Source organism: Methyloceanibacter sp., from assembly GCF_058506495.1.
The window spans coordinates 1-20443 of sequence record NZ_JBZMXT010000007.1; the positions used below are offsets into that span (position 1 = coordinate 1).

The window sequence follows — 20443 nt, forward strand, 5'->3', positions numbered from 1 at the left end:
AGCTCTTGGGCGCGCCACACGAGGAGGGCCAGGAACCAGAAGATAACGATCGGGACGAGAATAGCCGCTGTCGACGATAGAACCGCTGCCGCCGTGCTGCTCGAGTCGGAAATCACGCCGAAGGCGAAGAAGCCTCCGAGAATGAACCAAGCGATTGAAGCACCCAGCGCGATCAGAAACGGCGTGCGCGCAGGACGCTGCTGGAGCGCAAAAATCAGACCGCCTATGGACGGGATGTCGTCGTTCGCAGGTGCTGAAAGCCGACGCTGCGGCGGAGGACCCGCGGGACGCCGCGTCCGAGAGAGATGCTTAGGCGAGGGGGCGGCGCTTGCACCCTTCGTTGCGTCTGCGGTGCCTTCGTCCGATTGAGGTGCCTTGAGCGGCAGCGTCTTCGCCTCTGCTGCGGCCTGCTCCTTATCTTCCGACTCAGGCTCTTCCCGCTTCTTGGCTGCATCGTCTCGCGGCTCATCCCCGCGACGCTGTTCGGCTTTGAGCCGGTCGGCCAGCGAAGAACGGCGGGGCAGTGTCGGCGTATCTTTCTCGTCTTCTTCCGGCACGCCCCCCATCATGGCCTCGAGGGGTTCCGTTGCCTTTTCATTCTCGTCGGTTGTTTCCTTTTCCGGGGCCGACTTCGCTTGTTCCTGCGCCATTACGCGTTCCTCGCAGCACTTGATACTCAAATTAGGAGAAGTTTATGCCTTCCGACACAAAGCACGCCACGTGGCGGGGCATCGCATTCAAGGGAGACTACCTTTCGTCCGGCCTAACCTAACCGCAGGGTCCCCAATGCTTTTTCCCCCTCATGTCAACATCGTTAACGAATTCTTAGCAATAAACAAAGCTGAATCGATTGCTTGGGTTAACGGCCGATAACTCATTATAAAGAAAGAATATTCCGTAGGCCAGCACCGCGAATCGCCTATAGTTAACCCGTGGCCTAATGTTAATGACGCAGACCTCAGTTGCGCAGGGGACACACAGAGTAGCCTTGAAGCAACGAATTTGCGCCAAAAGCTCAACGTTGCTGACGATTTTTGGCAAGTTTCGGTCGTGAGCCACTAGTCAAATGGAGTGTCGCTATGGCGGCTGAGCGTGCGCGATGTGTCTCCTCTGAGGGGTCAGATGCTATTGGCGAGGTCACGCCGGTCGATATGGCGCATCTAGCGCTCTACACGCTGGGGGATGCAGCGCTTGAGCGCGAGGTGCTCGAGTTGTTTTGCACCCAGTCCGTTTCCTATCTCGACCAGCTTCGCGCGGCTACGTCGCACAAGGCATGGTATCAGGCAGCTCATGCGCTGAAGGGATCGGCACGCGCGGTGGGCGCTTGGCGGCTGGCTCGAGCCGCTGAATATATCGAGGCGCTGAGGGAAGATAGTCCGCCAGAGCTGCGCGCGGCGCAGATCCAGGAGCTGGAAGCCTCACTCCAGGAAGCGGCGGCTTTCGTGGCTAGCCTGAGCGATGCAGGCCGCAAATAGCGGACCGGTGCCTTCTTGTCGCAAGTCTCTGGTATCGACAGAACAATTGCCCTATAGAGCACCGTCCGATTACGGGAAGGATATCCCGGGTCGGACAATCTGCCGGGCACAGTGACAATCGACGCCACAGGCCCGAATTCCGAAATGCGACGTCGTCTCCAAGCCCTCCTAACTCATGGCCAAGATTACCTTCATTCAACCGGATGGAACCGAAAACACGGTCGAGGCCGAACCTGGCATGACCTTGATGGAAGCTGCGGTGAAGAATTCGGTGCGGGGAATTGCGGCCGAGTGCGGCGGCGCCTGTTCTTGCGCAACATGCCACGTTTACGTGGAAGAGGCATGGCGTGAGGCGACAGGTGAGCCCGATGCAATGGAAGAAGATATGCTCGATTTCGCATTCGACGTCCGTCCTTCGAGCCGGCTGTCTTGTCAAATCAAGCTGACCGAAAAGCTAGACGGGCTCGCGGTTCGGATTCCAGAAAAGCAATTCTGAGGCATTATGTCAGTAGACGTCATTAAGACCGATGTTGTCATTATCGGTGCGGGGCCAGTCGGGCTCTTCGCCGTGTTCGAGCTTGGACTGCTCGACGTTAAGTGTCACGTTATCGATATTCTCGATCGCCCAGGTGGTCAGTGTGCGGAGCTTTATCCCGAGAAGCCAATATACGATATCCCTGCTATTCCGGTCGTGACTGGCCAGCAGCTCACGGATCAGCTCATGGAGCAAATTGAGCCATTCGGTCCCGAGTTTCACTTTAGCGAGCGAGTCGACGTTATCGAGAAGACCGGAGACGGCTTTCGGCTCGTCACTGACGCCGGAACGCCATTCGAGTGTAAAGTGATCGTTATCGCTGCAGGCGGTGGTTCATTCACACCGAAGCGGCCACCGCTGCCAGGTATAGAAGCCTACGAAGACACATCGGTTTTTTACTCCGTCCGCAAAATGGATGCGTTCAGGAACAAGGACGTTCTCATTGTGGGCGGTGGAGATTCTGCTCTCGACTGGACACTAAACCTACAACCCGTGGCCAAGTCTTTGACGTTGTTGCATCGGCGGTCGGATTTTCGCGCGGCGCCGGCCTCCGTTCAGAAGATGATGGAGCTCGTTGACGGCGGAGATATTTCTTTCAAGCTGGGTCAGGTCACCACGCTCCATGGCGACAACGGCCAATTGACGGGCGTTACGGTGAAATCACCCGACGGTTCCACGTTCGAGCAAGAGACCGAGGTCATGTTGCCATTCTTTGGGCTGACGATGAAACTTGGGCCGGTCGCGAACTGGGGGCTCAATCTCGAAGAGAACCTTATCCCGGTGGACACGGAAAAGTTCGAGACGAGCGAGCAGGGCATCTTCGCCATTGGGGACATCAATACCTACCCAGGTAAGCTAAAGCTGATTTTATCAGGCTTTCACGAGGGAGCGCTGATGGCGCAGGCCGCACATCGCATTATTTTCCCCGACAAGAAGCTCATCTTCCAATACACGACGTCGTCGTCGAGCCTGCAGAAGAAACTTGGTGTGAAATAGAGCCGCTCGGTCGCTTGGAAAGCAGAAAGCCGCTACGCCAAGGACCGGTAAACAGCCACGGTGTGCAGACTCAAAACGCTCAGCTTGATCACATCAACTTGTGTTGGTTCAACCCGCGCGAAAACGCCGCTGGCATCGACTAGGTCGATCGCGATCGGATCGATCAGCACAAGGTAGAGCCGACGGGGCTTCATCCGATAGGCCCTCACGATGTTTTTGAGCACCTCGGCGAAGACTTCACGGTCGAATGGGTTGAAGAAGTAGTGCACCGAAGCTCCTTCAGGCGGACCGACCTGCACAGCGTCGTCCAAAATGCACTCAACATTGCGACATCGCATTTTCGAACGCGGATACTGCGCTATGTTCATCTCCGCATTGTCGTGAAGTTCCTCGGCGAACTCGACACCGGCCACCGCCGCGAAGGGACGCTCTGCAGCCAGTAGCATGGCGCGGCCTTTACCAGCGCCGTAGTCCACAAAGGTGAAACCCGACAGGTCCTCAGGAATCTGATTAAGAGCCCAGTCGAAAACCTGGCAGGGGACTGGACGATAGTCGTGCCCATACGTACGGTTCGGGCTCGCAATCGTCAGAGTTGACAGGGCTTCGGGGTTTTTCGTCGATACAAAGAAAAGTTGTTCCCGTGGAGCGTCGAAGACGCGTTCGTGGAGCTTGCGCAGTAGCGACTGGTGCTCCGCTTTGAGCCTGTCAAATAATTCACTGGCAGTCGGGATCTTTTGCTCAGCTTTGGATTTTGGGGCTGCGGGTGTTGCAGTCTTCTCCACCGGCGCAGAAGGGTTTGGAGGTGTCGCAGCCCTTACCGCGTCATTCGTTGTCGACTGATCCGCATGAGCTGGTTGCGCGGAGCTCGGTATCGGAGGTGGCACTTGAGTCGAGGCTGACACTGGGGGCTGATATCCAGACTTCTGGGCAATTTCCGCCATGCGCTCCGCGAGCCGTCCGCGGATTGTACCTTTCGTAGTGTCGGCAGCCGCAGCTGTTGCTCGCCTCCCGACGGCCGCTGAGTCGACGGTCGTCGCCGCGCCCTGCTCTTGAACAGGCTCAGCAACGCCCCGCTCCGCCGGTTGTGAACCGCGGGTTACGGCCGTCATCAGAAGGACCCCCCTTTCGCGCAAAGATTGGGCAGAGCCGTTTTACAAGCAAGTATTCATGCGGAGTCAAGGTTAACGGTACCCGTCCAAGTTGCCAAAGAAATATGGTATCCTATTGATTCGTTGGGAAGACTCCGGCGCGGCGCTATTTCGAACCGAGGCGTTGAGGATTAAGTCGTGCAGACCGAAGATTTCTATGACTCCATCAAACTCGGCCTTGTTGCGATGGTACCGAGGCTTCAGCGATTCGCCGATGTGCTCGCTGGGGGACGCGATGCAGGGCACGGCCTATTGCGACGGTCCCTGCATCACATGCTTGCGCAGCAACATCGCTATCAGCGCGGGACCTCGCTCGATGTATGGGCCTTTGGTGAGATTTACCATCAATGGCGGCAAGAGCTGAGCGGCGAGTCTGATCCCATGTCGTTAGCCAAGATCGACGACGTCGCATTCGGTGCGCTGTTCGATGACGCCGAAACAGGTTATCGCGACGAACCCATTGTCACCTTTCTCGTTGCATTGCCGCCTCAACAGCGGCTCACACTGCTGCTCGTCTATGGCGAAGGCTTGGAGCATGAGGACGCGGGCCGGATCCTCGATGTTTCGCCGGAGATGATCGCCGCGCGGCTCATTCGTATGAGTACATCCTTGGCGGATCGACTTAGCGATCGCCCGCCAGCACAGGCCGCCGCGATTGTCGAAACGCTATATCCCGAGGGGCATAGAGCTACATCATGACCGAACTCAGCGACGAACTTTTGGTGGCGTACGTGGACGGCCAGCTTGCACGCAAGCAAACACGTGCCATCGACAGGGTTCTTGAAGAGGATGATGTCTTAAACGCGCGTGTGATAGCTTTGAAGCATGCGCACGCGCGGCTCGAAGCGGCGTTTGAGGCTATTCTTGCCGGAGAGGAGGCGGAGATCTCAACGATCGTGGCCGAACCGCTGGATGATGGCTTTTGGGTGCCATGGAGGACATTCAAAATAGCCGCCGCCACGGCTGGGGTCTTGATTGCGCTGGCGCTCGCGGTCCTCGGCTTTGGATGGCCTTTGACGGTACCGAGCATAGGAAGTGCCCCTGGTGTCGGTGCCGTGCCAAGCGTGGCATCGGTTCCTGATCAGGTGGAGATTCAGGTTTCTCCGAAACCAGCGACAAGTCCCTGAGCTTTTGGTCTCTCTGTTGCTACTTAGAACGTCCGGAAATCTCCTGCGAGAAACCGGTTCAATTCTGGACGTATTTCGTCGACGCGTTCTTTTGTGCAGTAGTTGGCGTTTTCCTTGGCGCGGGCGGTCGTCGACTCGAATGAGTAGTCATAAGCCCTCTGGATGTCGTCCATCCTTTTTCGGTTCGCCCCGTAGGATTGCTCGAACAGAAAATAGCTCGCGCGCAATTGCGTTGGATTGAACACAAATCCGCATTGTGAGGCGCGCGCCGAAACCCAGGCAACGCGGGTAGGACGATCGTTCGGACCAGGCTTTTTCGTGAAGCCTGGAAAGCCGTTTTCTTTGCGTCCGCCGCTCCAAAGCCCGCCCATGTTCGTGTCAGTGCCTGCTTCAGGGCCACTATTGCTGCTGCCACCCCCAATGGAACTCGTCGTGCCGCAGCCAGCAAGCGCGCCAAGGATCAACAGGGCCGCGGCCACCCCGGTGAGGCGTCGGGATTGTTTCTTGAACCTCAGATGCATGACGGCGCGATCTTATCGACGGCATGCGAGCAGCTAAAGGGGAGAAAACGAGAGCAGAAACAAGGAAAGGCGGAGCTTTGTCGGCCCCGCCTCCCTGTTGCGATGTCGAACCACCCGCCCGTTCGGGAGGTCTGGTCGGCGCCGCGGGACCTTTCGGCCCCTCGGACACGTTCTCGGCAGCAAGGTTTCCCACGAATGGGCTCCCTTAGAGCCGATGCCGTGCCCTGACCACGGCCCTTATTTATCGTCGCGTTGCTACGACGCGGCTCCCGCTTCGGCCAAGCTAGAGCCATTCAGCGGTGGGATCAGTGGCGCGAAACACTCTGCCGGTATCACCTCACGGTACTGCGGTGACCCCGCCAGACCGTAGAATTTCGCGTCTACCTTTCCCGCCGCCTTCAGCCACCCATGGCCTGGATGACCTCGGGCTTGCCTTGCCCTAACGAGTGTGCCGCCGTTTCCCGGCGCCTTTGGATTTCTCCATCGGCCCCTTCCACAACCGGCCAACCCGCCATATCGAGACTAAACGATTGTTTCCTTGTTGCAGCAGGTCTGAGCGGCTTTTCCCCGCAATCCACTGAGGTTGCCTTAAGCCTTATTGAATCAGCGCTTTAGCAATGCACAGGGAGACCGAGTGTTGCAGCGCTGTCGCTGCTCGCAAAAAATGCTCGCGACCTGTGTACTGCGCCGTTTTTCTGACCTGGTCGCGCCCTTATGCTAGGCTTAAGGCAGGGGGACGTACTAGCGTATGCAGCGGGCTAAGGATAATGCGTTTGCCGAGGCATCGTGCGGGGAAGCTTCGTTCGCGTTCGCAGCGGACCGATCTAAACCTCGGAGTGCGGCAGATCTCAAATGGGCCGAGCGATCGCGAAGGCTGAAACTTCGTGTCAGAATCCTTGGGCTTCGCGCGACAGGTTTAATGCTCCGCTTTATCGGCTTCGCGCTCCGCGCGGTACGGCTTGCGCTCCGAGCTGTCTGGCTTAGCGCCGAAGCCGCGCATTTGCCGCGTATTGCTCCCCGCCTCGTTGCCGCAAGCGCGGTTGTAGTGCTCATGTTGCTCACGCTGTCGCTGCCACGCGGGGACGATGCCCGCATGTTGGCCTCGATAGAGTTGAACCTCGGACATCGCAATGCAGGTGTTACCGCCGACGCAAGTGCAGAAAAGATTCTGATCGAGCGTGCGGTGCCGGCCGTTCCACCGTTAGCTGATGTTGCCGCAGCTACTCCGCTTGTGGAGTCGCCTGAGCCGGAAGCAGCCAAAACAGAACAGCAGGAGGAAGAGCCGAATCTAGCCGGCCTTGCCGATATTCCCGAAAACCTCATTGCAGAGCGGCCCAAGCGAAACGGCGACCGCGATCGCCGCAAACCATCCTTCGCAGCATACTCGGAGACACGTGAGAACCTTCCTTGGAACGCTGTCGAGCCGGTTGTTTTTACCCCGATGGGTCCAGGTCAGCAGCAAAAGGCAGGGAGCCCAGCACCGCAGGCCGTGGTCTCCGCTTCGCCTCAGCCCGCAGTCGCTGATATCGGCAACTGGATGAAGGGAAAGGCAACCAAGATCATGGGGGCGTCACGTACAAAGCCGCTCTACCATTTTGTTGTCTGGGTTGAACCGCCCAAAGCAATGCAAGCGCATGTGGCGGGGGTATCCTATGACTTTAGTTCACCAGCGGTGATGCCTCAGTCTCAAGCATCCAGCGATCGTGACAGCGGGTTCAAGATTAATGCAGCGGGCCTCGCTTGCGCCGATCAGATCACCGTAACGCTGCGCTTCAAGGACGGCCGCGTTGAGAAAACGAGTATCGACGGCTGCGAACTCTTCAATAAGGCATAAGCGTCTAGCTGAGCCCAGCGACTTCGGCGACCAGTTCGCGAAAACGTGGGCGCTGCTGTTCGAGATAGGGCAGAGGACGGCATACGTCGATCGTAGCAATGCCGATCCTTGTCGTCAGTGCTCCGTTGAAAACGCCCTCCCCAAGTTTGCTCGAAAGCCGAGCCGTTAGTCCGTGCCCCACTAGCTGCTGGATGACATCGTCGCCTAGTGCGATTCCGCCAGTCAGTACGATATGGGTCACGACCATGCGCGCAAGTTTCATGAGCGAAAAGAAGCCCGGCCGCGCCCCGTAAAGCGTGGCGAGCTTGCGCAGCATGCGCAAGTTCTGCGCCGCTACGAACAGCATGTCGACGAGCGCATTGGGACTGATCGCGGTAACGACAGAGACACGTTTGGCAGACGAGGCGACGATGCTGCGCGCAACTGGATCGAGTGGCGCGATTAGCGAGCGCTCGCTTAAACGCAAGAGTTCTTCTGCGTCCATGATGTCGTGCTCGTGCCCGGCCAGACGCTGCATGCCCCAAGCCAGATCTTCCCGGCCGCGATAGAATCGCTTGAGGCGCCGTGTCACATCGACAGCAAGCGGTTTGTCGTTTTGACGGGCTGCGCTGTCCGCCTCGTGGCGAATTTTGTCGAGGCGCCCAAGCCGCATGAGACCGACAAGTTCGCGCAGGATGATCATGAGCAGTGCAAGGAGGACCAGGCCCAGCAGGACCACGGCAGCCCAGCCGATCCAATCGTCTCGCGCGATCAAAGCGAGGACATAGTCGTAGAGCCAGATCGATGCGAGGAGGCCTATCAGGCCACCTAAAGCGCTAAGAAAGATGCTACCCCAGCGCAAGCCGCGCTCCAGGCCAGGCAGGCTCGAAATCTCGGCGTCTGTCTTCGTCGCTTTGGGAACATTCTCGGGCTCGGGCGGCATCGCGATCTCGACGTCTTCCACCCGAAACGACGCAGGCTTGCGCCCAGACTCCTTGACTGTCGTCGATGCAGCTTTCGTCATGCCAAACGGTCTCCCAGCAGAACCTGCATGGCGCGGTCTAGTCTGATGTTAGGAAAAGGCGCAAAGCCTCCCGAGGGCAGAGGTTGCGGATCAGGCGGCCGAAACCGAATGAAGCGCACATCGGCGTCTCCGGTCTTCCAGCCGGTCATTGCCATTTCTGGATCCTCGGGCAGGTCGCCTGGAAAAATGGCAAAGGCCTCGGTTCCGTCGAACTTGCGACGCCCCACTTTTTCGCCGGGCAGCGGATAGCCGACAATACAAGGCAGGGTTTCGCCATCCTTCTTAGCTTCGGCCTCACGGGTCGCACGAATGGCGGCCATCGCCAGCACCTTGACGTCGGATCCGCCTCGTTGTGCCGTCTTTAGGGCGTCGTCGGCGAGTAGGGAAAGGATCGCCTCAAGCCGGTCATGACTTTCGTGATGGAGCCGGTCGGCCTTAGTTGCTGCGAGCACGATACGGTCAATGCGCGGATAGAATAGGTTCGACCAGAGGCTGTTTGAGCCGGTTCGGTAGCACTCCAAAATCTCTCGCATGGCCCGCTCCAGCTCCGTCATCGCGGTCGGTCCTCCATTGAGCGCAGAGAGGACGTCCACCAATACGATCTGCCGGTCGAGCCGTGCAAAATGATCGCGAAAGAACGGGCGGATAACGTGCCGCTTGTAGGCTTCGTACCGGCGCTCCATGAGCGACCAAAGTGTATCTCTTCCAAATCCATCTTCTGTCTTCGTATCCAGCGGCGCGAATGTAAGTGCCGGAGAACCTTCCAAGTCGCCGGGCATCAGAAAGCGCCCCGGCGGCATAGTTGACAGGGCGTACTGATCGGCGCGAGCCCCATGAAGATAGGCTTTGAACAACTCCGACAGGGTCGCCGCTTGGCCCTCGTCTGCCGGTCCTGCAGGATCGGCCTGCGACAGAGCTAATTGCCAGTCCTTGGCTGCAGGGTTTCTCTTTACGTCATGTGCGTGTGCCACCGCATCTCTAGACCATTCCGCATAGGAGAGATCGAGCAGCGGCAGATCGAGCAACCACTCCCCAGGGTAGTCGACAATGTCGATATGCAGGCGTTCACGGCCGAATTGACGCTTCCAGAACTTCGTCGACTCATACTCAATTGTAAGCCGCAATTGACTGATGCGGCGCGTACTTTCGGGCCAGGTAGGCGGCGTCGAAGCGAGGTCGGCCAGGTGCTTCTCATATTCGAAGCGAGGAACGATCTCGTCTGGTTGCGGCTCGAGATACGCGCGCAGCAGGCGGCCCTCCGCCGCTGCGTCGAAGAAGGGAAGCCGCCCCCCCGAGATGAGGTTGTGCACGAGTGCGGCTATGAAGACCGTCTTGCCGGATCGCGCCAAGCCGGTTACCCCCAGCCGAATGGTTGGCGTAACGAGGCCGGATGCGTAGTCCCCAAGGTTGCGGACGGCATCGCCAGCGGCATCTGTATAGTTCCAAAGGGGCACGCTTCGGGTTTATCCCTTTATTGCGGTGTCTAGAGCGGCTTGAAGTAACGGGCAACCGGCCATTGTCGATACCCGTGCGACCTATAGATTTGGCGGGCCGGCTCGTGTCCAGCGTCACCGACCGTCTCAACCATGACCATCTTCATCCCACAATCACGAACCTTACACTCTCCGAAAGTCATCAGCATACGTCCAATACCTTGTCGCTGTCGCTGGGGCGATACCGCCAGGATATGGATTTCGCCCATTTCGTCTTCAGGATGAATTCGGATTCCGATAAAGCCAGCAATGTTCTCATGTTGATGCGCCAGCCAGACCGTTTCGGGCTCGTCGTCGAGCAGCGCTTTCACGTCCGCAGTCTGCCGCGCCTTCCACCCACGGGGGTAAAAGGCGTCGTACATGAACCGCGGAACCTCATTTTCCGTTTTTTCGAATACCGGGGCCCACGCGGCGATTGAAAGCCCCACCACCGCATGCCGAAATTCCGGGCGGTAAGCGATGATGTCAAGTTCGCTCATATGTCGGACTCGCTTGGCTGCGCTTTCATCTTTACAGCAGTTGTACAAATCCCGCTAACCACCGTGAGCAGCAAGCCGTCACTGCTCAACAAATGGGCCGGTCATGCATGCGACAGGATTTGTTCGCTCAACGACCGGGTAAGAGCGTCTGCGGCATCAAATTCTGCATCTGTCAACAGCGAGTCCGTCTTGACTTGCCAACGCGGTTCCGTAAATACGGGGCTGTCTGATCGGGGGGTCGACATGATGAGCGAGCGTCAGCTCGAAGACGAAGCCAATTAGAACGGAATGCGCTTGGAATGACTCTAATGGCAGCTGCGAATAAGACTAAGTCCCTCCCGGAAGGCTACGCCCCGTCTGAAGACGAACCGTTCATGAACGATTCGCAGCGGGCCTATTTTCGCCGGAAGCTTCTCGATTGGCGCGATGAAATTATGCGATCGACCAAAGAGACGTTGGAGCATCTCCAGAACGATTCGGAACAGCACGCCGACATAGCAGACAGAGCGACGTCCGAGTCGGAACGCGCATTGGAGCTGCGCGCGCGCGACCGCCAGCGCAAGTTGATCGCGAAGATCGACGAAGCGCTTGGGCGCATTGACGAGGGGACCTACGGCTATTGTGAAGAGACCGGCGAGCCTATCAGCCTCAAACGCCTCGCTGCGCGACCGATCGCGACCCTCAGCGTCGAGGCGCAAGAGCGGCATGAGCGGCGCGAGCGGGTCTACCGCGACGAGTAGGCTTTCACACGGCTGATAGCGGCTTTGTGACACTTTCGAGCGCCTTTCGTTCAGCATCCACGCCGTAGCGCGCCACGACCAACGCCGCCGCCAGCATCAATGCCGCTCCGAACAGATAGCCCCCGAAGAGGCTGAAGCGAGACCCTGTGTCGATCAGGGCACCGAACAGGAAGGGCGCGCTTACACCGCCAATTCCGGTCCCCACCGCATAGAAGAAGGCGATCGCGAGCGCACGAACCTCTAGCGGAAAGGTCTCGCTGACGGTGAGATACGCGGAGCTCGCGGCAGCGGAACCGAAGAAGAAGATCACGGTCCAGGCGAATGTCTGCCACGCGGCAGACAAGATACCTGCGGCGAAGAGTGCGCCCGTCAAGGCAAGCAGCAGGCCAGAAATCGCATAGGTGCCGGCGATCATGGGGCGGCGTCCCACCGTGTCGAATAGGCGCCCTAAGAGCAAGGGACCGAGAAAGTTGCCTGCCGCAAATGGAAGCAGGTACCACCCAACCTGACTTGCTTCGATCCCATAGAAGTCCGTCAGCACCAGTGCATAGGTGAAGAAAATTGCATTGTAGAAGAATGCCTGCGAGGCCATTAGCGTAAGTCCCACAAGCGTCCGCTGCCTGTGCAGGTCAAACAGGGCATGCCAGACTTCGCGAAGCGGGGTATGGCTCCGCGTCTGAATACGAATAGCGGGCTCTTCACCATCCGGGACATTGTGTCCATGACTGCGGTGATGGTCTTCGATCTTGTCGAGGATCGCGTGTGCTTCGTCCGCGCGTCCATGGGTCATCAGCCAACGCGGGGACTCCGGGATCCATCTTCGCATGATGACGATGCCAAGACCGAGAACAGAACCGATAAAGAAGGCCGCGCGCCAGCCTATGTCCGGCGGTAGAAAGTCGGGATCCAGCAAGATGATCGAACCGGCCGCGCCAGCGCCAGCGCCGAGCCAGAAGCTGCCATTGATGGCGAGATCCGTATGGCCTCGATAGCGTGCGGGAATGAATTCTTGGATTGCGGAGGCAATGGCCGTGTACTCGCCGCCGATCCCGGCTCCGGTCAAGAAGCGAAAGAGTGCGAAGCTCCAAAAGTTCCAGGAGAAGGCGGTAGCGGCGGTTGCAACGAGATAGACACCAAGCGTGATCACGAAAAGTCGCTTGCGGCCGAGCCGGTCGGTTAGCCAGCCAAACAAAAGAGCCCCCATTACAGCACCGGCCAGATAGAAGCTGGAGGCAAGGCCGACCTCCGCGTTGCTGAGTTGAAGAACCGGGCTTTCCTTAAGCGCACCGGCCACGGCCCCAGCGACGGTAACCTCTAGCCCGTCGAGGACCCAGGTAATGCCAAGGGCGAGGACAATCAGCGTATGAAAACGGCCCCAGCGCAAGCGGTCGAGCCGTCCGGGTATGGATGTCTCGACAACGCCGTTCTTGGGGCCAGAGCTCATGAATCTTCCGTTGGCTCTGAACTGTTTCCTGGGCGCGGCAGGATCGGAAAGTCGAAATAGGTATCGGGGTAGGGCTCGGGCTGGAACGTGAAGTGCCAGAACTCCTTTGGATAGTTTTGGAAACTATGACGGGCCATCACGTCCAGGAGAAGCTGCCGATTCTGCGCCTCCAGTGGGGTCAGTCCCATCGTGATCGTGTTGGCCTTGAGGTCGAAACAGTCGAATGCTGTACCCATGTCGACGCTGTTGTCGGATGGATCGCTCTCGGTACAAGGCTCAGCTTTGCTGGAGCCATCCGTAACCGGCGAGGGTTCGGAACCGATCGGAATAATGGTCAAGTCCATCGTGGCTCCACGCGAGTGGCCCGATCGGGTGGCGATATATTTCGGGAAAAGGTCGCTCTTTGAAAGATTGGGATAGTGGCTCTGCTTCGCGATTGGGTCGTCCAGTTCTGAGGACCACTCCACGAACGCCGCGACCGCCTGCGCAGGTCTGTAGCAATCGTAGACCTTGAGCGAGTAGCCCATGGTCTTCAACTCCGCTTGGACCGCCCTGAGGGCCTCTGCCGCCTCGCGAACGAGGACGCATTCCGGGGCGTCGTAGCCGGGGACGGGACGACGCGTGAAATTGTTGCGGCCGGCATATCGCATATCTTGTTGGATCGTAGGATCCACGTCGCGCAGATAGACGAAGCTGTCAGGCATAGGGTTCTTTGGCGAACCAGAAGCGCTCATCGTGTTTCCCAAGCCAATGGCGGCCATGGTCAGTAAAACCCGGGCCATACTTTTGTGTCTGAACATCCGACGAGAATTTCAGCCGTCTATGACGGCGTCAATACGCGCAAAAAAACTCCCCGCTGAAGGCGGGGAGTGGAGAGTGTTTGGGGGACTGACAAGACTGGCTTAGCCAGTCGGTGTCGGACCATTAGCAGGGAACTGCCGGCGATCTCACGGTTGACGAATAAAGTTACCGGCGTGGCTAAATTCGCTTGCCCTCATGGGCCGCCGAAGGATCGAGTGTTAACGCTAACGCAAGTGCTGGGGGACCTCAAGGAAAACTCGCCGTTGCAAAACTGCAACAGTCAACAAAAAATATCTATCTAAACCTGAGGGTTGGCCCGAATCCGGCAACGTCCATGGTGCGGTTTTTTCCGGAAATCAGGTAGCCTCGTGGGAGTTGCCTCAGAGCTGAACAGCGGCTGATTCCTGCGCAGGCTGCCGGAACGACAGGGGGGTCACAAATCCTCAGGCTCTTCCGGACCGCACTGGCCCGCTACACGCGGGAGACCGAGGCCAGGTTGGAAGCCCGGGTTGCCGTCTCGCGTTTAAGACAATCTCCGGCCAACCCAACTCGAATCGGTTACTTTCTCACGCCATGTCAGATATCGATGCGCCAATGCGTTACGTGGAACCTATGACGGATCGGCCGAGCCGTGAGGGCAGTATCACGCTCGTTGTGCTGTTGGCGCTGGCTCTTGCCGCCGCTGCAGTTGGGCTTGCTGTGGTCAGCCGCGAGGTTGCCGAGCCCTTCGTGCTTGCAATTCTCGGCGTGCTCGCTGTCGTGGGTGTCTTTTGCCTTTTCGCCGGCGCGGTTGGCATCCTGCATTTTGGCCAGCGCCCAGAGCGGAACGATTTGACCAAGGCCTTCGTGGACAATCTGCCGAACGGAGCATTGATTGGAGATGCTTCGGGGCGCGTCTACTACGCGAACCAGGCCTATCGCGACCTTCTCGGCCTTGATGCCGAGGCGCCGGTCCCGGCGCCCGACCGCGCCTTCGGCGGAAACCCGTATTTGGCCGAACCGATCTTCCGGCTTGCGCGTGCTGCGCAGCAGGGACGCGCGCTAAAGGAAGAATTCCGCCTGCCGCCGCCCGGAGACTTGGAGGACGAAACGAGCATCGAACCGCGCTGGTTCTGCATATCCGTCCAGCCAATGCCGCCGGACTCGGGCTCGGGCAAAAAAGCGCCTCTCACGGTCTGGCAAGTCAACGAGGTGACGCAAGACCGTATTCAAGACGAGCGGAATTTTGAGAAGGTCCAGGCCGCGATCGATTATCTCGACAACGCGCCGGCCGGCTTCTTCACTGCGGATCCGAACGGCCGTGTCGAGTATCTAAATGCGACACTCGCGCGGTGGCTCAAGCTTGATCTAACCGAAATGGCGGGCCGACCGCTCAGGCTCAGCCAGATTATGTCCCAAGACAATGCCGCTCTTTTGGCCAGCGCAGGCCGCGGCGAAAGTCAAGGGACGCCGCAAAGCGGCATAAGGCGTTTTGACATTGATCTGCTCGTGGCCGACGGGATGAAGTTGCCTGTCCGCGTGCTTCATCGTCTGCCGCGGGGCAACCAACTCGCGCATGTTCTGACCCTTAGTCGCGAACAGGAAGAAGCCCAAGACGCGGGTGTTGCCGAGCTGCGGTATACTCGGATCTTCCAGTCGTCGCCATTCGCCATTGCGACCTTGAACGCAAGTGGCGCCGTCACGGGAACCAACACGGCATTCTCGCGGCTGTTCGGCACTGGCGCTGATCCCAGCCCCGGCAAAACGAAGCTCGAAGACCTTGTTGACGAGGGGAACCGGCGGACGGTTCGGCAGGCGCTCGAAGCGGCCATAGCAGGGCAGCGGATGATCGACGCGGTCGATGTGACCTTTGCCGGCTCCCAACCGCGGAGCGGACGCATCTATCTCAGCTCCCTTGCCGGTAGCAACGAAAAGGGCGACGCCGCGATCGCGTATGCGCTGGACACGACCGAACAGCGCGCGCTGGAGGCTCAATTTGCTCAGAGTCAGAAGATGCAGGCGGTGGGCCAGCTTGCCGGCGGTATCGCGCACGACTTCAACAATATGCTCACCGCCATCATTGGTTTCTCAGATTTCCTTTTGATGAACCACCGGCCTACCGATCCGGCGTTCCAGGACATCATGAACATAAAGCAGAACGCGAATCGGGCTGCCGGTCTTGTTCGTCAACTTCTAGCGTTCTCCCGCCAACAGACTCTTCGTCCGCAGGTTTTGCAGCTCGGGGACGTGTTGTCGGACTTGTCTATACTGCTCGACCGGCTGTTGGGCGAGAACGTCGAACTCACCCTGGATACGGCGGGAGATCTTTGGCCAGTCAAGGCGGATCTTCATCAGTTCGAGCAGGTCATCATTAACCTTGCTGTGAATGCCCGCGACGCCATGCCAGAGGGCGGCAAGCTGACGATCCGCACGGCGAACGTGGAAGAGGATCAGTCACGGCAGATCGGCAGCGGCCAAATGCCGGCAGGCGAGTACGTCATGATTGAGGTCCGGGATACCGGCACGGGAATGACCGAGGACGTCAAAGAGAAGATCTTCGAGCCCTTCTTTTCGACAAAGGAAATCGGCCAAGGCACGGGTCTTGGACTGTCCACTGTCTACGGCATCATCAAGCAGACGGGCGGCTACGTGTATGTCGATAGCGAGTTGGGCAAAGGCACGGCGATGCGGGTATATCTGCCACGCTTCGTCGAGGGCGCGGTTGAAGTCGCCCAGGATCCCGTCAAGCTGGACCGCAATGCGGCGGAGAAGCCGAAAGACCTGACCGGGCGGGGAACGCTGCTGCTCGTGGAGGACGAAGACGCTGTGCGGAGCTTCGCGGCGCGGGCTCTTGGAACGCGCGGCTACGAGGTCCTGGAGGCCTCAACCGGTGCCGAGGCTCTTGAGGTTTTCGAGGAGCACAAAGGGAAAGTGGATCTCGTGGTGAGCGATGTCGTGATGCCTGAAATGGACGGGCCAGCGCTCCTGAAGGAACTTCGCCAGAAGAACCCTGGCATCAAAATCATCTTCATGTCCGGATATGCGGAGGACGCCTTCAAGCGCAGCTTGGACGACAATGAAGAGTTCGGGTTCCTTCAGAAGCCGTTCGATCTAAAAACCCTTGCCGCAACGGTAAAGTCGGCTCTCGAGGACTAACCCGCCAGAAGCTGTCCGATTACGCCCGGTGCCAAAGGGGCTTCACTTGGGCCGCAATCGCGTCTAGGACCCCTTATCCACGCCAATCGGGGACAAAAAGCTTGCCAGACTATGAGGTCATGCCGTCTGAAGAAGACGGCGACAAGCGCCGCAAGCGGCACACGAAGAAAAAGATGGGGCTCACCGTCGAGCGCTATGGCGGCCGGCTGCTCTATATGTGGTTCGGCATGCGCTTCATGACGCTGATGCGATTGTTCTGGCGTGGCCGCTTCTCGTTCACTCTGAACTGTGTTCCGGACACGCTCGCGCTTTTCCTCTTTGTACCATGGAATACGCCACTCGCTTGGATCTCAGAGGCGCTCTACGGGAGGAAGGCCAAGAACTTGCCATGGGACAAGCCGCCAGTCTTCGTGGTCGGCCATTGGCGCAGCGGCACGACGTTGATGCACGATCTTTTTTCCGAGGATCCAAACCTCGCCTTTCCCACGACCTACGAATGTTTCGTCCCGCATCATTTCCTGCTGACGGAAGGCACGCTCGATCGTCTCGCAAAGGGGCTCTTGCCCAAGCGCCGTCCTCAAGACGATGTGCCGGTGGGTTTTGACCGGCCCCAGGAGGAAGAGTTTGCGATGCTGATGCTGGGGCAGGGGTCGCCCCTCGTCACAATGGCGTGGCCGCGTCTCGGTCCTCAAGACACAGACTTCGTCGACTTCGAGGGCGTGCCGGAGAAAGAAGTGAAGCGTTGGGCGGATGCCTATATGTGGTTTTACAGGCGTCTAATGGTTAGGCACGGCAAGACGCTGGTGATGAAGACGCCGCCAAATACCGCGCGGATTAAGCTGCTAACGAAACTGTTTCCGGATGCGCGCTGGGTGCATATCTCGCGCAATCCGCTCAAAGTGTTTCCGTCCACGGTAAAATTGTGGCGCGCGCTTTACTCCGCGCAAGGCCTGCATAATCCACCGCACTGCGATGCGTGGCTCGACGACTACGTGCTGGACATGATGGAGCGCGTCACGACCGTTTATCAGCGCGATAAGCACCTTATTCCCAGCAAGAACCTCTACGAAATCCGCTATGAGGATCTTGTGAAGAATCCGATCGATTCAATGCAGGATATCTACAAGAAGCTCCGTATAGGGAGCTTCGACGAAGCCGAAGGGCCAATGCGCGCCTTCCTTGCGGACCGCGCCGACCACAAAGTCTCCAGTTACAAGATGCCGAAGGCGTTGACCAAGCGGATCGCAGATCGCCTCAAGCCCTTTATCGACGCCCATGGCTATCGCGAGGCCGTGGACGCGGCGCTCGCTGAGGCTGATGATGGTCCGCAGGCAGCTCCGCGGAATAAGGCTCCACAGAACGCGCTCTCTTGAGCACCACGAGCGCGGAGACCCGCGGTCAGAGTCACGCGGGGGCAGTTTCGAAGGACGCCGCCTCGTCTAGTTCGTCATGGATGATGAGGCCGAGTAGTTCGTTCGAAGCAAACCCGAGCGACATCGGTGTAAAGACACCAAGCACGACGGCGACATCGTAGAGCTCGGCGATGGCCCCATCGATACGGAACCAGTGGGCACAGAGCCATGTTCCAGGTCTATCACTTGGACGGCTAAGTTGAAGAGCGTTTTCGCAAACGTAGTAGTGCGGTTGGCACCCTATGGCAACGCGCGATCGCTCTGACAGCTTGCTAAGCAAAGCTTAGTCGCAGACGGTGTGCGAAGTTTGCAGCGTCAAGACAACTAAAACTGCAGCAGACGTACTAAAGAGTATGGGGCTGTGTTGTCCGCTCAGGATCGTCCAAATACGTCCTTTACGCGTGCGTCACATGCCGCCGCGTAGGTGTTGCAGGGCTAACTATTGCAGCTTTCTATGTCAGGCGATTGAGTCTGTTTGACCAATCAGCATACAAAAAGCGCCCCGCCGCTCTGGACGGAGCACTTTTCTTCCCCCTAATGCGCGTTCGGACGAGTGGCGTCAGACAGCGTCTTTGGCAGCCTTAACCGGGCGGGCCTTGATTACCTTCCGTGCGGGCTTTGCCTTGAACATCGTCTCTTCACCGGTGAAGGGATTGATGCCCTTGCGTGCCCGAACGGCTGGTTTCTTCGTCACGACGAACTTGGCGAAGCCCGGCAGCATAAACTCGCCGTTCTTCTTCATTTCCTTGTAGCCGACAGTGGCGAGCGTTTCGAGAACGTCTTTGACGTCCTTCTTTGTCATGTCGAGCTCGTCGGCAATAGTCTGGATGAGTGCGGTTTTCGTCAGCATTGATGTGCGCTCCTAAAGATAGAACGGCGCTCGGCAATGCCTGCTTCAACAAGCATCTCTACACCGTCCGAGCCGCCTCTGGCTCTTGATACCCCATGAGGCATGGCCGATTCGCGCGGCTTTGTCTGCACTTTTGCGAAACGAGCTGTGTGTATTTTGATCGAGGATTGTAGGCGCATTCGCGCTTTTGGATGCCCTAGGCCTCGTCTTCCGGAGCCGTATGCGCCCCCGCGGGGGCGCTTTGAGCGGCCTTATCCTCGTCGCCTTCTGCACGGGCTGCGATGTCCCAAACAGCGATAAACAAGGCTGCGATCAAGGGCCCAACGACCAATCCGTTCAGGCCCAGAAGGGCGATTCCACCCAAGGTGGACAGCAAGACAACGTAGTCAGGTAGCGCCGTGTCCTTCCCCACGAGATAGGGCCGCAACAAGTTGTCCACGAGTCCGATCACGCCAGCGCCGAAGGCGATCAGGATTAGGCCTTTGCCGATCGCGCCCGTGGCGATGAGATAAACCGCGACGGGGAACCAGACAATCGAGGCGCCGACCGCTGGCAGCAAGGAAAGAAAGGCCATTACAACACCCCAGAGTACGGGGGCATGGATCCCGAGCGCCCAAAAGATCAGCCCGCCCAGAAAGCCCTGCACGACGGCGACAAGGATCGTGCCTTTGACCATGGCACGGACCACAACCGCGATCTTGTGGAACAAGGCATCTTTGTATTCGCCAGCGAGAGGCACTGCCTTAATGACCGTCTGTGAGAGCTTGGCTCCGTCACGCAGCAGGAAGTAGAGAAGGTATAGCATGATGGCGACGCCAAGAAGGACATTGGCCGTCCCTTGCCCGACAAGGATGGCTTGTGTCGCGAAGAACTGACTGCCTTCAGCAAGCAGCGAGATAACACGCGCCTGCATGTCGGCTACATCCGTCACGCCAAATTTGTTGAGAACGTTGAGCGCCCAGTTTGGCAGGGAGTCAAGGAAGCGTTGTAGGAACGCGCCGAGGTCGAGATCCCCCGACTGGATGTTCTCGTAGAGCGTGGTTGCCTCGTTGACGATCGAAGCGGTTGTGACCGCCACGGGGATCAGCACAATCCCGACAATGAAGAGTAGCGTTAGGAAGGCTGCCGCGTTGGGCTGATTGGGGAGCCGGGCGTTGAACCACCGCTGTACGGGCGCAAAAACCAGAGCCAAGATCACGCCCCAGAGAACCGCGCTGTAAAAGGGCAAAAGGATCCAGGCAAAGGCGAGGGACACCAGCACCAGAAGCAAGACAAACACCTTGTCTTCTAGCGCGCCCTTGTTGCCGTCTTGGCTCATGCCGTCCCCACCGTCCTTCGCTGACGCGCCAATCATAGTGATTCAACTCGCGCCAAGAAGTGCTTTTCCCGCGTCGGATCAAGCTACCCGCAACAAGCTGGTAAAACTGCAGCCCGCAATAAAGAACATATT

General features: G+C 58.4%; 19 protein-coding genes and 1 pseudogene. 9 read left to right on the forward strand and 11 right to left on the reverse strand.

Annotated features, from left to right (window positions below; all coding sequences use genetic code 11):
* Window positions 1-650: pseudogene (locus AC33YF_RS02780) on the reverse strand (hypothetical protein); the annotation flags it as partial.
* Between the two features lie 429 nt (window positions 651-1079).
* On the opposite strand from AC33YF_RS02780, the gene AC33YF_RS02785 reads away from it, so the two are divergent.
* The 3 genes from AC33YF_RS02785 to AC33YF_RS02795 all read left to right on the forward strand — a co-directional run bounded on the left by AC33YF_RS02785 (window position 1080) and on the right by AC33YF_RS02795 (window position 3006).
* Complete coding sequence (locus AC33YF_RS02785) at window positions 1080-1475, forward strand: Hpt domain-containing protein (RefSeq protein WP_491775676.1); 396 nt, start codon at window positions 1080-1082, stop codon at window positions 1473-1475.
* Between the two features lie 175 nt (window positions 1476-1650).
* A complete protein-coding gene (locus AC33YF_RS02790; protein WP_491775677.1) occupies window positions 1651-1971 on the forward strand; it encodes a 2Fe-2S iron-sulfur cluster-binding protein in 321 nt (106 codons plus the stop codon).
* A gap of 6 nt (window positions 1972-1977) precedes the next feature.
* Entirely contained in the window at window positions 1978-3006 is a 1029-nt protein-coding gene (locus AC33YF_RS02795) for an NAD(P)/FAD-dependent oxidoreductase (protein WP_491775678.1), read from the forward strand.
* Between the two features lie 32 nt (window positions 3007-3038).
* Here AC33YF_RS02795 and AC33YF_RS02800 read toward each other — a convergent pair whose 3' ends face one another.
* A complete protein-coding gene (locus AC33YF_RS02800) occupies window positions 3039-4115 on the reverse strand; it encodes a hypothetical protein (protein ID WP_491775679.1) in 1077 nt (358 codons plus the stop codon).
* A gap of 177 nt (window positions 4116-4292) precedes the next feature.
* Between AC33YF_RS02800 and AC33YF_RS02805 the strand changes: the two genes are divergently transcribed.
* Together AC33YF_RS02805 and AC33YF_RS02810 are read left to right on the forward strand one after the other, a co-directional pair.
* Window positions 4293-4853 (forward strand): sigma factor-like helix-turn-helix DNA-binding protein, encoded by a 561-nt coding sequence (locus tag AC33YF_RS02805; RefSeq protein ID WP_491775680.1) that lies wholly within the window; start codon window positions 4293-4295, stop codon window positions 4851-4853.
* The gene (locus AC33YF_RS02810; RefSeq protein WP_491775681.1) at window positions 4850-5281 is read left to right on the forward strand and encodes an anti-sigma factor family protein; all 432 of its coding nucleotides are present in this window, start codon (window positions 4850-4852) and stop codon (window positions 5279-5281) included. Before AC33YF_RS02805 ends, AC33YF_RS02810 begins: the two co-directional genes overlap by 4 nt.
* A 23-nt stretch (window positions 5282-5304) precedes the next feature.
* Here AC33YF_RS02810 and AC33YF_RS02815 read toward each other — a convergent pair whose 3' ends face one another.
* Window positions 5305-5802 carry a hypothetical protein gene (locus tag AC33YF_RS02815; protein ID WP_491775682.1) on the reverse strand — a complete coding sequence of 166 codons (498 nt, stop codon included), beginning with the start codon at window positions 5800-5802 and terminating at the stop codon, window positions 5305-5307.
* Window positions 5803-6721: 919 nt separating this feature from the next.
* Between AC33YF_RS02815 and AC33YF_RS02820 the strand changes: the two genes are divergently transcribed.
* The gene (locus AC33YF_RS02820; RefSeq protein WP_491775683.1) at window positions 6722-7636 is read left to right on the forward strand and encodes a hypothetical protein; all 915 of its coding nucleotides are present in this window, start codon (window positions 6722-6724) and stop codon (window positions 7634-7636) included.
* A 4-nt stretch (window positions 7637-7640) separates the two neighbouring features.
* Here AC33YF_RS02820 and AC33YF_RS02825 read toward each other — a convergent pair whose 3' ends face one another.
* Genes AC33YF_RS02825 through AC33YF_RS02835 form a run of 3 tightly spaced genes read right to left on the reverse strand, consistent with a single transcriptional unit; the run spans window position 7641 to window position 10611 of the window.
* Window positions 7641-8639: a YcjF family protein gene (locus AC33YF_RS02825; protein WP_491775684.1), complete on the reverse strand. Its 999-nt coding sequence runs from the start codon at window positions 8637-8639 to the stop codon at window positions 7641-7643.
* Window positions 8636-10093, reverse strand: a complete 1458-nt coding sequence (locus tag AC33YF_RS02830; RefSeq protein WP_491775685.1) for a YcjX family GTP-binding protein — start codon at window positions 10091-10093, stop codon at window positions 8636-8638. Before AC33YF_RS02830 ends, AC33YF_RS02825 begins: the two co-directional genes overlap by 4 nt.
* Before the next feature lie 29 nt (window positions 10094-10122).
* A complete protein-coding gene (locus AC33YF_RS02835) occupies window positions 10123-10611 on the reverse strand; it encodes a GNAT family N-acetyltransferase (RefSeq protein ID WP_491775686.1) in 489 nt (162 codons plus the stop codon).
* A gap of 308 nt (window positions 10612-10919) precedes the next feature.
* Here AC33YF_RS02835 and dksA point away from each other — a divergent pair, with 308 nt between their 5' ends.
* Complete coding sequence (gene dksA, locus AC33YF_RS02840) at window positions 10920-11351, forward strand: RNA polymerase-binding protein DksA (RefSeq protein ID WP_491775687.1); 432 nt, start codon at window positions 10920-10922, stop codon at window positions 11349-11351.
* A gap of 4 nt (window positions 11352-11355) precedes the next feature.
* Here the strand turns inward: dksA and AC33YF_RS02845 are convergent, their stop codons facing one another.
* Together AC33YF_RS02845 and AC33YF_RS02850 are read right to left on the reverse strand one after the other, a co-directional pair.
* Entirely contained in the window at window positions 11356-12795 is a 1440-nt protein-coding gene (locus tag AC33YF_RS02845; protein WP_491775688.1) for an MFS transporter, read from the reverse strand.
* Window positions 12792-13529 (reverse strand): M15 family metallopeptidase, encoded by a 738-nt coding sequence (locus AC33YF_RS02850; protein ID WP_491775689.1) that lies wholly within the window; start codon window positions 13527-13529, stop codon window positions 12792-12794. Before AC33YF_RS02850 ends, AC33YF_RS02845 begins: the two co-directional genes overlap by 4 nt.
* A gap of 640 nt (window positions 13530-14169) precedes the next feature.
* Here AC33YF_RS02850 and cckA point away from each other — a divergent pair.
* Window positions 14170-16731 (forward strand): cell cycle histidine kinase CckA, encoded by a 2562-nt coding sequence (gene cckA, locus AC33YF_RS02855; protein ID WP_491775690.1) that lies wholly within the window; start codon window positions 14170-14172, stop codon window positions 16729-16731.
* 119 nt (window positions 16732-16850) lie between these two features.
* Window positions 16851-18104: a sulfotransferase family protein gene (locus AC33YF_RS02860; RefSeq protein ID WP_491775691.1), complete on the forward strand. Its 1254-nt coding sequence runs from the start codon at window positions 16851-16853 to the stop codon at window positions 18102-18104.
* 31 nt (window positions 18105-18135) lie between these two features.
* Here AC33YF_RS02860 and AC33YF_RS02865 read toward each other — a convergent pair whose 3' ends face one another.
* The 3 genes from AC33YF_RS02865 to AC33YF_RS02875 all read right to left on the reverse strand — a co-directional run bounded on the left by AC33YF_RS02865 (window position 18136) and on the right by AC33YF_RS02875 (window position 20347).
* Entirely contained in the window at window positions 18136-18423 is a 288-nt protein-coding gene (locus AC33YF_RS02865; protein WP_491775692.1) for a hypothetical protein, read from the reverse strand.
* Between the two features lie 279 nt (window positions 18424-18702).
* A complete protein-coding gene (locus tag AC33YF_RS02870; protein ID WP_491775693.1) occupies window positions 18703-18993 on the reverse strand; it encodes an HU family DNA-binding protein in 291 nt (96 codons plus the stop codon).
* A gap of 196 nt (window positions 18994-19189) precedes the next feature.
* Window positions 19190-20347 carry an AI-2E family transporter gene (locus tag AC33YF_RS02875; protein WP_491775694.1) on the reverse strand — a complete coding sequence of 386 codons (1158 nt, stop codon included), beginning with the start codon at window positions 20345-20347 and terminating at the stop codon, window positions 19190-19192.
* Window positions 20348-20443 lie beyond the last annotated feature (96 nt).

Excerpts from the sequence above, each read along its gene's own strand:
- dksA (WP_491775687.1), top strand. The coding sequence starts at position 10,920 with ATGGCAGCTGCGAATAAGACTAAGTCCCTCCCGGAAGGCTACGCCCCG.
- AC33YF_RS02845 (WP_491775688.1), bottom strand. The coding sequence starts at position 12,795 with ATGAGCTCTGGCCCCAAGAACGGCGTTGTCGAGACATCCATACCCGGA.
- AC33YF_RS02875 (WP_491775694.1), bottom strand. The coding sequence starts at position 20,347 with ATGATTGGCGCGTCAGCGAAGGACGGTGGGGACGGCATGAGCCAAGAC.
- AC33YF_RS02800 (WP_491775679.1), bottom strand. The coding sequence starts at position 4,115 with ATGACGGCCGTAACCCGCGGTTCACAACCGGCGGAGCGGGGCGTTGCT.
- AC33YF_RS02785 (WP_491775676.1), top strand. The coding sequence starts at position 1,080 with ATGGCGGCTGAGCGTGCGCGATGTGTCTCCTCTGAGGGGTCAGATGCT.
- AC33YF_RS02790 (WP_491775677.1), top strand. The coding sequence starts at position 1,651 with ATGGCCAAGATTACCTTCATTCAACCGGATGGAACCGAAAACACGGTC.
- AC33YF_RS02820 (WP_491775683.1), top strand. The coding sequence starts at position 6,722 with ATGCTCCGCTTTATCGGCTTCGCGCTCCGCGCGGTACGGCTTGCGCTC.
- AC33YF_RS02815 (WP_491775682.1), bottom strand. The coding sequence starts at position 5,802 with ATGCATCTGAGGTTCAAGAAACAATCCCGACGCCTCACCGGGGTGGCC.
- cckA (WP_491775690.1), top strand. The coding sequence starts at position 14,170 with ATGTCAGATATCGATGCGCCAATGCGTTACGTGGAACCTATGACGGAT.
- AC33YF_RS02835 (WP_491775686.1), bottom strand. The coding sequence starts at position 10,611 with ATGAGCGAACTTGACATCATCGCTTACCGCCCGGAATTTCGGCATGCG.
- AC33YF_RS02825 (WP_491775684.1), bottom strand. The coding sequence starts at position 8,639 with ATGACGAAAGCTGCATCGACGACAGTCAAGGAGTCTGGGCGCAAGCCT.
- AC33YF_RS02850 (WP_491775689.1), bottom strand. The coding sequence starts at position 13,529 with ATGAGCGCTTCTGGTTCGCCAAAGAACCCTATGCCTGACAGCTTCGTC.
- AC33YF_RS02860 (WP_491775691.1), top strand. The coding sequence starts at position 16,851 with ATGCCGTCTGAAGAAGACGGCGACAAGCGCCGCAAGCGGCACACGAAG.
- AC33YF_RS02810 (WP_491775681.1), top strand. The coding sequence starts at position 4,850 with ATGACCGAACTCAGCGACGAACTTTTGGTGGCGTACGTGGACGGCCAG.
- AC33YF_RS02870 (WP_491775693.1), bottom strand. The coding sequence starts at position 18,993 with ATGCTGACGAAAACCGCACTCATCCAGACTATTGCCGACGAGCTCGAC.
- AC33YF_RS02795 (WP_491775678.1), top strand. The coding sequence starts at position 1,978 with ATGTCAGTAGACGTCATTAAGACCGATGTTGTCATTATCGGTGCGGGG.